At 68.4% G+C, this 8276-nt stretch carries 9 protein-coding genes; all 9 read right to left on the bottom strand.

The window, feature by feature from the left end; all coding sequences use genetic code 11:
• The coding region (locus Q4F04_RS13750; RefSeq protein WP_303370375.1) for an Ldh family oxidoreductase at positions 1-458 on the bottom strand (458 nt) is incomplete at its 3' end.
• 24 nt (positions 459-482) lie between these two features.
• On the bottom strand, positions 483-1511 hold the full coding sequence (locus Q4F04_RS13745; RefSeq protein ID WP_303370374.1) for a proline racemase family protein: 1029 nt from the start codon (positions 1509-1511) through the stop codon (positions 483-485).
• A gap of 8 nt (positions 1512-1519) precedes the next feature.
• Positions 1520-3187, bottom strand: a complete 1668-nt coding sequence (locus Q4F04_RS13740) for an aconitase family protein (RefSeq protein ID WP_303370373.1) — start codon at positions 3185-3187, stop codon at positions 1520-1522.
• A complete protein-coding gene (locus tag Q4F04_RS13735; protein WP_303370372.1) occupies positions 3184-4185 on the bottom strand; it encodes a 4-hydroxyproline epimerase in 1002 nt (333 codons plus the stop codon). The genes Q4F04_RS13740 and Q4F04_RS13735 overlap by 4 nt, the downstream gene beginning before the upstream one ends.
• On the bottom strand, positions 4182-5432 hold the full coding sequence (locus Q4F04_RS13730; RefSeq protein ID WP_303370371.1) for an FAD-binding oxidoreductase: 1251 nt from the start codon (positions 5430-5432) through the stop codon (positions 4182-4184). The genes Q4F04_RS13735 and Q4F04_RS13730 overlap by 4 nt, the downstream gene beginning before the upstream one ends.
• 1 nt (position 5433) lies before the next feature.
• A complete protein-coding gene (locus Q4F04_RS13725) occupies positions 5434-6156 on the bottom strand; it encodes an amino acid ABC transporter ATP-binding protein (protein ID WP_303370370.1) in 723 nt (240 codons plus the stop codon).
• On the bottom strand, positions 6149-6802 hold the full coding sequence (locus Q4F04_RS13720; protein WP_303370369.1) for an amino acid ABC transporter permease: 654 nt from the start codon (positions 6800-6802) through the stop codon (positions 6149-6151). Before Q4F04_RS13720 ends, Q4F04_RS13725 begins: the two co-directional genes overlap by 8 nt.
• 7 nt (positions 6803-6809) lie before the next feature.
• On the bottom strand, positions 6810-7475 hold the full coding sequence (locus Q4F04_RS13715) for an amino acid ABC transporter permease (RefSeq protein WP_303370368.1): 666 nt from the start codon (positions 7473-7475) through the stop codon (positions 6810-6812).
• A gap of 58 nt (positions 7476-7533) precedes the next feature.
• Positions 7534-8276: transporter substrate-binding domain-containing protein (locus Q4F04_RS13710; protein WP_303370367.1), on the bottom strand; the 743-nt coding region annotated here is incomplete at its 5' end.

Below are 8276 nucleotides of genomic sequence, written 5' to 3'. Positions count from 1 at the left end.
CCGCCCGCCGGGGCCACGGTCGAATAGCTGGGGCACATCGCCATCGCCGCGAGGCCCTCGGCGGTGATCGCCTCGATCTCGGGCCAGAGCGCCGAGATATGGGTGCAGGAGTTCACGACCAGCGCCGCCAGTCCATGCTGCCGCGCCCGCGCGACCAGCACGGGCAGGCCGATGGCAAAGGCGGCGGTGGAAAAGGCGCCCTTCGCATCGACGCGCACGATGGGCGAGCCGTCGTCCTGCAGTTCCGGCTCGGCCTGCGGCTGGACCTTGCCGGCAGCGACGGTGCGCAGGCAGCCCTCGATCCGGTAGATGCCGTGGGATTTGCAGGCGTCACGCTCGCCCGCGACGATGACGCCGGCCAGTGTTTCCGCCTGCAACTGCGACAGGCCGCCAGCCGCGAAGATGCGCGTGACCCGTTCGGCCAGGGCCTCGGGACTGAGGGTGATCGGTTGGGCCATCATGCGCTCCTTCTATGGCAGGGCTTAACGGGCGCCCCAGGTGTCGGTCAGCCTGTAACCCTCGGGCCAGGGGTCCGAGGGGTCAAGCATGTGCTGGTGGATGCCGGTAATCCAGCCGCGCCCCGAGATCTCGGGGCGGATCGCCGGCAGATCGCCTACGGTGGTCGTGCCGAGGATTCGGCCCGCAAACGTCGAGCCGATCAGCGAGACGGCGGTCAGCCGATCATTCTCGCTCATCTGGCCCCGCGCGTGCAGCACGGCCATCCGGGCCGACAGCGCCGTGCCGGTGGGCGAGCGGTCCACCTTGCCGGGGCGGATCGCCACAGCGGCGCCCGCGCGCAGTTCATGGCCCTCGCGGCTCACGGGTCCGGCAAACAGGCAGAATGAGAAATGCCGCCAGTCGGGGTTGGTCGGGTGGTGGAAGCCAAGCTGTTCGTCGGCGGCGGCGGTGATGCGGACGCCGAGGCGGGCGATGTCATGCGCCTCGTCAGGGGTCAGGCCGAAGCCCATCGCGGCGGCGTCCACGATGACGAAGCTGTCGCCGCCATAGGCGGTATCGACCTTGAGGGTGCCGATGCCCTCGACCTCAAGCGCGGCGTCCAGCCTGCCCGCGAAGCTGGGCAGGTTCTCGACGAAGATGCGCTCGGCCTTGCCGCCCTTGCACTCGGCGCGGACGCGGACGAGGCCGCCGGGGGCTTCCAGCGTGATCCGCGTTTCCGGTTCCGTCATCGGCAGGATGCCCGCGTCCAGCAGCACCGTGGACACGCAGATCGAGTTCGAGCCGGACATGGGCGGCGTGTCCTCCGGCTCCATGATGATGAAGGCGGCGTCGGCTTCGGGGTTCTTCGGCGGGACCAGCAGGTTCACGTGGCGGAAGACGCCGCCGCGCGGTTCATTGAGGACAAAGTTCCGCAGGGTGTTGTCGCGGGCGATCCAACGGGACTGTTCCCACAGCGTCTCGCCGGGGGGCGGCGCGACGCCGCCCACGATCACGTCGCCGACCTCGCCCTCGGCATGGGCGGAGATGACATGGATGGTCTTCGAACTACGCATCGGGCCTCTCAGGTCAGCCAAGGGGGGATCGCGGCGGCGTTCCCGGTCCGCGCGGCGCGGGCGCAGTCGGCCAGGCTGCCGAAGCGCAGGGCGCGGCCGGAAAGGCCGGGACCGTAATGGGCGTATTTGCCCGAGTTCGTCATCACGGCCTGTGCCTGCGGCGGGAAGACGGGTTCTGTGATGGAACACCAACAAAGGTCGGGGAAGACCTGCACGCCGTTGCCCTTCAGCCGCTTGAGCGTGCCGTCGCGGTCGAGTTCCGCGATGATCGCGCGGCCGGCGGTGACGATCAGGGGAATGGAGACGGGGCCGTTCAGTAGGTCCGCAAGCGCCCGGCACTCGGGGGCCGAGGCATGGGGGCTGCCGATGGCGACCAGGTCCACGGCTTCGGGACCCTGGTTCAGTTCGGCCCAAGCGCGCGACAGGTCCGCGCGGGTGATGCAGCCCTGCGTGGCATGGGCCAGCGGGGGCAGATGCGCCTCGGGCGTGACGCCTTCGACATGCAGCATGGGCGCGCCCGAGGTGGTGCCAAAGGCCGCGCACATCGCCTTGAGGTCGTCCGTCGTGGGGTTCAGCCCCGCGAGTCCGCGCAGCAGCGGTATCGCGCCCCCCGCCGCATGGCCCGCGACATAGCCGAGGAGCGGCCAGAAGGAATCGTCCGCGCCCTCCGGGGCCTCGACGTCCAGCACCAGCGCGGGGCGGCGGGCTTCCTCAAGATAGACGCCGGCCAGGGGCGCGCGGCCCGTTACGGCCATGCAGAGGTCGAGGTAATCGGGATGCTTCGGCGTCCGCGCGCCAAGGACCGTGTTGGCGAAGACGACGGCATTGGATTCGGCCCAGGCGATGTCCTCTCCCGCTTGGGGACGGTCGGTCAGCAGATAGGGCGCGCAGGTGAAGCTGGGGCGGCAGCCCATCTGCACATAGGCGTCGGCGAGCCTTGAGGCGCGGGCGCCGAAATCGGGATCGACGCCCTGCCCCGGCCAGTTCTCGCGGTCCACCGAGATGGCGTTGATCGTCGTGGGCACCCGGACCTTCGCCCCGAGTTCGGCCATCTTCTCGGCAAAGATCAGGTTCGCGGGATGGGCCAGCAGCGTGCCGTCCATGTGCCCGCGGGTGATGCCGGTCAGGCGCTCGGCCCCCTGCTGGCGGGCCATGGCGCAGACGATCCGCATGGCCAGCGCCGCCGCCTCTCCGTCGCGGCCGTTCAGGATTGTCTGGTCCTCGGCGGTCAGGGCCAGCGTGGAGGCGGGGGCGTCCTTGATAGGCACCGAGATGCCTTCGCCCGTAATCGCATCCGCCCCGATCCGCAGGCTCGGCTGGACGGACAAGTGGGCGAAGTCCTCCGCCGACACGCGCAGCACCGGGACGGCGCGGCTGAACATCTCGGCGCCGATCAGCGCGCCGAGGGTCAGGATGTCCTCCGGTTCCGAGAACACCAGCGCCGCAGGCGCGCGGCCGTTCAGCATCAGGTCCAGCATCACGCCCGAGCCGGAGCAGGATCCGCGGCTCGTCGGCATCATCACCACCGCGCCCGCCAGCCCCGCCCCATGGGCCGGGTGATGGGCGTCGATGACCCGCGCCGTCTGGGGATCGACGCCGCCCCAGAAGCTGAGGCCCTCGGTCATCGCCAGCACCGGCCCCTCCGCCAGTCCGGCCAGGATGCGTCGGGCGGTCATTTCACCACGAAGCCGTGCGCGAAGGGGTCGCGCTCGTCGATGAAGATGGTGTTGTAGCCGGTCATCCGCGCCCAGCCCGCGACCGAGGGGATGATCGCGTCGCGGTCGCCCACGCGGGCGGCGGCCTCGACGCGGCCCTTGAAGATCGAGCCGATGATGGATTCGTGCCAGAACTCGTCCCCGACCTTCAGCTTTCCCTGGGCGGCCAACTGCGCCATGCGGGCCGAGGTGCCGGTGCCGCAGGGGCTGCGGTCGATGGCCTTGTCGCCGTAGAAGACGGCGTTGCGGGCGTGGGCGCCTTCCACCGTCGGCTGGCCGGTCCAGAGGATATGCGACAGCCCGTTGATCGCGGCATGCTCGGGGTGGACGAAGTCGTATTTCGCGTTCAGCGCGGCCCGCAGCTTGGGCGACCAGCCGATCAGCTCTCCGGCCGTGTGGTCGGCCATGTCGCGGAAGTTCTTCTGTGGCTCGACGATGGCGTAGAAGTTGCCGCCATAGGCCACGTCCACGACGATCTCGCCCAGGCCCTCGACCTCGGCCGTCAGGCCCTCGGCGTAGAGGAAGCCGGGGACGTTGGTCAGGCGGACCTCCTCAACGAAGCGGCCCTCCTGCCGGTAGGTCACGTCCACGCGGCCGGCGGGGGCGTCGATGGACAGCTTCCCCGGCTCGCGCGGCTGGATCAGGCCATTCTCGATCCCCATGGTGATCGTGCCGATCAGCCCGTGGCCGCACATGGGCAGGCAGCCCGAGGTCTCGATGAACAGCACCGCTACGTCGCAATCCGGGCGCGTGGGCGGATAGAGGATGGACCCCGACATCATGTCATGGCCGCGCGGCTCGAACATCAAGCCGGTGCGGATCCAGTCGAAGTCGCGCAGGAAATGGGCGCGGCGTTCCAGCATCGTCGCGCCCTCCAGCCGCGGGCCGCCGCCGGAAACCAGCCGCACCGGGTTGCCGCAGGTATGCCCGTCGATGCAGGAGAAGGTGTGGGTCGTCATGGCAGCCTCTTGAAGCGTTGCGGCGAGAAACCCGCGAGGTCGACGGGCGGGGTCCGGCCGGTCAGCAGGTCCGCGACCAGCCGCGCGGTGCCGGCGGATTGCGTCAGGCCCAGGTGGCCGTGGCCGAAGGCATAGGTGACGCGGGGCGTCGCCCGCGCCCGGCCGATGGCGGGCAGGCTGTCGGGCAGCGAGGGGCGGAAGCCCATCCATTGCACGCCGTTCTCGGTTTTCAGCGCCGGAAGGAAGGTCTTGGCCTTCTTCAGCATCGCTTCCGACCGGCGGAAGTTCGGGGGCAGGTTCAGCCCGCCCATTTCCACCGCGCCGCCGACTCGGATGCCGGTTGACAGCCGCGTCACCACGAAGCCGTGGCCACCGAAGGTCACCTGCGTTTTCAGGTCGAAGGCGTCCGGGGGCAGCGTTGTGTTGTAGCCGCGCTCGGTTTCCAGCGGGATGCGCTCGCCCAAGGTGCGGGCGAGGCGATGCGAGAAGGCGCCCGCCGCGACGACCACTTGGGTGGCGGCGAAGCTGCGGCCGTCCGCGGCGCGGAGGTCCACGCCGGTTTCGGTCGGGCGCAGGGCGGCAATCTCGGCGGTCTCGATGATGCCGCCGCGGGCGCGGACATGATCGGCCAGCGCCAGCGTGTAAAGCTTGGGGTCGGCGATGGAATACCAGCCGGGCGTGAAGGTGCCGTGGGTGAAACGCGGCGACAGGCCGGGCTGGACCTGCGCCATCTCGTCCGCGTCCATGTGGCGGAACTCGATCCCGTGGCGGGCGCGGGCGTCCCAGCCGGGAAGGCTCGCGTCCAGCTCGGCCTGCGATTCATAGACCTGCAGGTTGCCCTCGCGCCGCAGCATCGGGGTGGTGCCGGTCAGGGAAAGGAAGCCGTCCAGTTCCGCCTTGGACAGGTCCATCAGCGCCGTCTGGGCGACGATGGACCGCGCCACCCGGTCGGGGGCACAGGCACGCCCGAAACGCAGCATCCAGGGGCTGATCTGCAAGGCATAGCGCGGCGGCACCGTCAGAGGCCCGAGCGGGTCCATCAGCCAGCGCGGCGCTTTGCGCAGGATGCCGGGGGACGCCAGGGGCAGGATGTCGGTGAAGGCGAAAGCGCCCGCGTTCCCGGCGGAGGCGCCAGCCGCTGGCCCCTCGCGGTCGATCACGGTGACGTTGAGGCCGCGGGCCTGGGCGGCGGCGGCGATGGACAGGCCGACGACCCCGGCCCCGATGACGATCAGTTCCGCGCTCATGTCAGTGGGTCGCCGCCAGGAACTTCTGCAGATCAGGGCTTTTCGGGGAACCAAACAACTCCGTAGGCGGCGCGATCTCGGCCATCACGCCCTGGTGGAAGAAGGCCACGCGGTCGGACACCTCGCGTGCGAACTTCATCTCATGCGTGACGCAGATCATCGTCATCCCTTCCGAGGCCAGCATCCGCAGCGTGTCCAGCACCTCGCCCACCAGCATGGGGTCGAGGGCCGAGGTCACCTCGTCGAACAGCATGTAGCTGGGCGACATCGCCAGTGCGCGGGCGATCGCCATGCGCTGCTGCTGACCGCCCGACATCCGTGTGGGATAGACCTTGAGCTTGTCGCCAAGGCCCACATGGGTCAGTTGCTTTACCGCGATCGCCTCGGCCTCGTCGCGGCGCATCCCCAGCACCTTGCGGGGGGCGAGCGTCACGTTTTCGAGCACCGTCAGGTGGGGGAAGGCGTTGAACTGCTGGAAGACGATGCCGATCTTCTGGCGCAGCTTGTTGAGGTCGGTGGATTTCGCGTGAACCTCGGTTCCGTCAACGAGGATGCGGCCCGCGTTGATGGGTTCAAGCCCGTTGATGCAGGTCAGCAGGGTCGATTTGCCGGACCCCGAGCCGCCGATCACCGTCAGCACCTCGCCCTTGTTCACGGTCAGGTCGATGCCCTTCAGCACCTCGAGCGCGCCGAAGGATTTGCGGACGTTCTCGATCTCAATCATTGGACCAGCGCCTTTCGAGATAGCCGCCGAGCCGCGCCAGCGGGAAGCTGATGACGAAATAGAAGGCGCCGCAGATCATCAGCAGGAACAGCGGCTCCTGCAGGCGGGTGATGAGGATCTGCGTCGAGCGCAGCAGTTCTGTCACCTGCACGATATAGACCAGCGCCGAATCCTTCATGACCCCCAGTGCCAGCCCGATCCAGGAGGGCAGCGCCACGCGGGTGGCCAGCGGCGCCACGATGCTGGTCATGTCCTGTCGCCAGGTCAGGCCCAGGGACCGCGCCGCGCGGCGGGTGGTCATGGGCACGGCCTCGATCCCGCCGCGCACGATTTCCGCGCAATAGGCGGCGGTGTACATGGTCAGCACCCCGCAGGCGACGGTGAAGCCCGACATGCGCAGCTTGAGCACGACCCCCAGGAAGGCATTGGCCAGCACAAGCTGGATCAGCAGCGGGACCGAGCGAAAGACGTCCAGCACGAAGGTCAAGGGCGCCGCCCACCACGGTCCCACCTGATAACGGATCACCCCGAAGGCGATCCCCAGAATGGTGCCCAGCGCCACCGAGATCAGGGTGACGATGATGGTGACGCCCGCCCCTCGGGCAAGGAACAGAAGGTCGGCGGTGGTCAGGGCCGTGTCGAACATCCGCGCCTCAATACCGGAACAGGCGCCAGGCGATCAGCCGCGCGGCCGTCTGGATCACCTTGACGATGAGATAGAAGATGACGGCCGCGATGGCGAACAGCTCGAAGGTGCGGAAGGTCAAGGCATTCAGCGCCTGCGTCACCCCGAAGAGGTCGGTGTTCATCCCCACGGTCACGCCCAGCGAGGTCATCAGCACCGCCCAGACCATCTGGTTCGTCATCGGCAGAAAGGCGATCCGCAGCATCTGCGGCATGACAATATGGCGGAAGGACTGCAGCGCGGTCATCCCCAGCGACCGGCCCGCGCGCGTCTGCGTGTCCGGGATGGCCTTCAGCGCGCCGCGGAAGTTTTCCGCCAGGTAGCCCGCGTTGTTGAAGGTGATGCCCACCAGCAGCGACAGGTAGGGACTGAGGTGGATGCCGAAGCTGCCCAGACCGAAATGCGCCATGTAGATCTGGAACAGGGCGGGCGTGTTGCGCGCGACCTCGACCCAAGTGGTGGCGATGCCCCCCAGGACGCGGCTGCCCGACAGCCGGAAGGTCGTCAGCAGGATCGCCAGCACGATGCCGATCAGCATCGACAGGACGGCGATCTGCATGGTGACAACCGCGCCGTCCAGCATCTGCGGCAGGCGCGCGAGGGCCTGCTTCCACTGGAATGTGTAACCGAACATCGCGCCTGACCCTGCCGAGGAAAGGGCGCGGCGCAAAGCCTGCGCCGCGCGTTGGTCGTCAGCGGTAGACGCCGGGGATCGAGAGGTTCGCGGGTTCGCCCTCGCCCACCCATTTGGTGTAAAGCTCGGCGTAGCGGCCGGTGCGGACCTGCTGGTTGATGAACAGATTGAGGTAGTTGATGAGGCCGTATTCCTGCCGCATCGTGAAGAGCGAGACATAGTCCGGCACCATCGGCGCCTTGTCCACGACGCGGATGCCGGGGAAGTTGCCGGATGCGACATTGGCGTTGGCGACCTCAACGGTCGAAACGGTGGCGTCCAACTGACCCTGGCTGAGCGCCAGGAAAACGTCGGCCTGAGTCTGGTAGGGGCGGAAGGTGCCTTCGCCCCATTCGTTGATCTTGCCTTCCAGCCAGATCGCCTCATAGGTCCCGGCGGTGGCGCCGACGGTCCTGCCCTTCATGTCCTCCCACGAGGCCATCTCGACGCCCTCGCGGGCGACGACGGCGTTTTCAAAGGCGTAGTAGGGGATCGACATGCCGACGGTCTTGGCCCGTTCCAGCGTGTCCGAGGTCGAGGCCACGCCCACGTCCACCCGGCCCGCCATCAGCGCGGGGATGCGTTCCGGGAAGGGGGTTTCCACGATCTCGGCCGTCACGCCCAGCGCGGCGGCAAGGTCGTTGCAGTAATCGACGTCAAAGCCGATCGGGTTGTTCTGCGCGTCGCGCATCCCCATCGGCGGAAAGTCCAGCACCACCGCGCAGCGCAGCGTGCCCGAGGCGATGATGTCGTCCAGCTTGT

This window comes from Paracoccus sp. (in: a-proteobacteria) (assembly GCF_030536915.1).
Classification (GTDB): Bacteria; Pseudomonadota; Alphaproteobacteria; order Rhodobacterales; family Rhodobacteraceae; genus Paracoccus.
The sequence above is the reverse complement of the archived record's forward strand: the minus strand, read 5'-3'. Positions and strand labels throughout refer to the sequence as shown.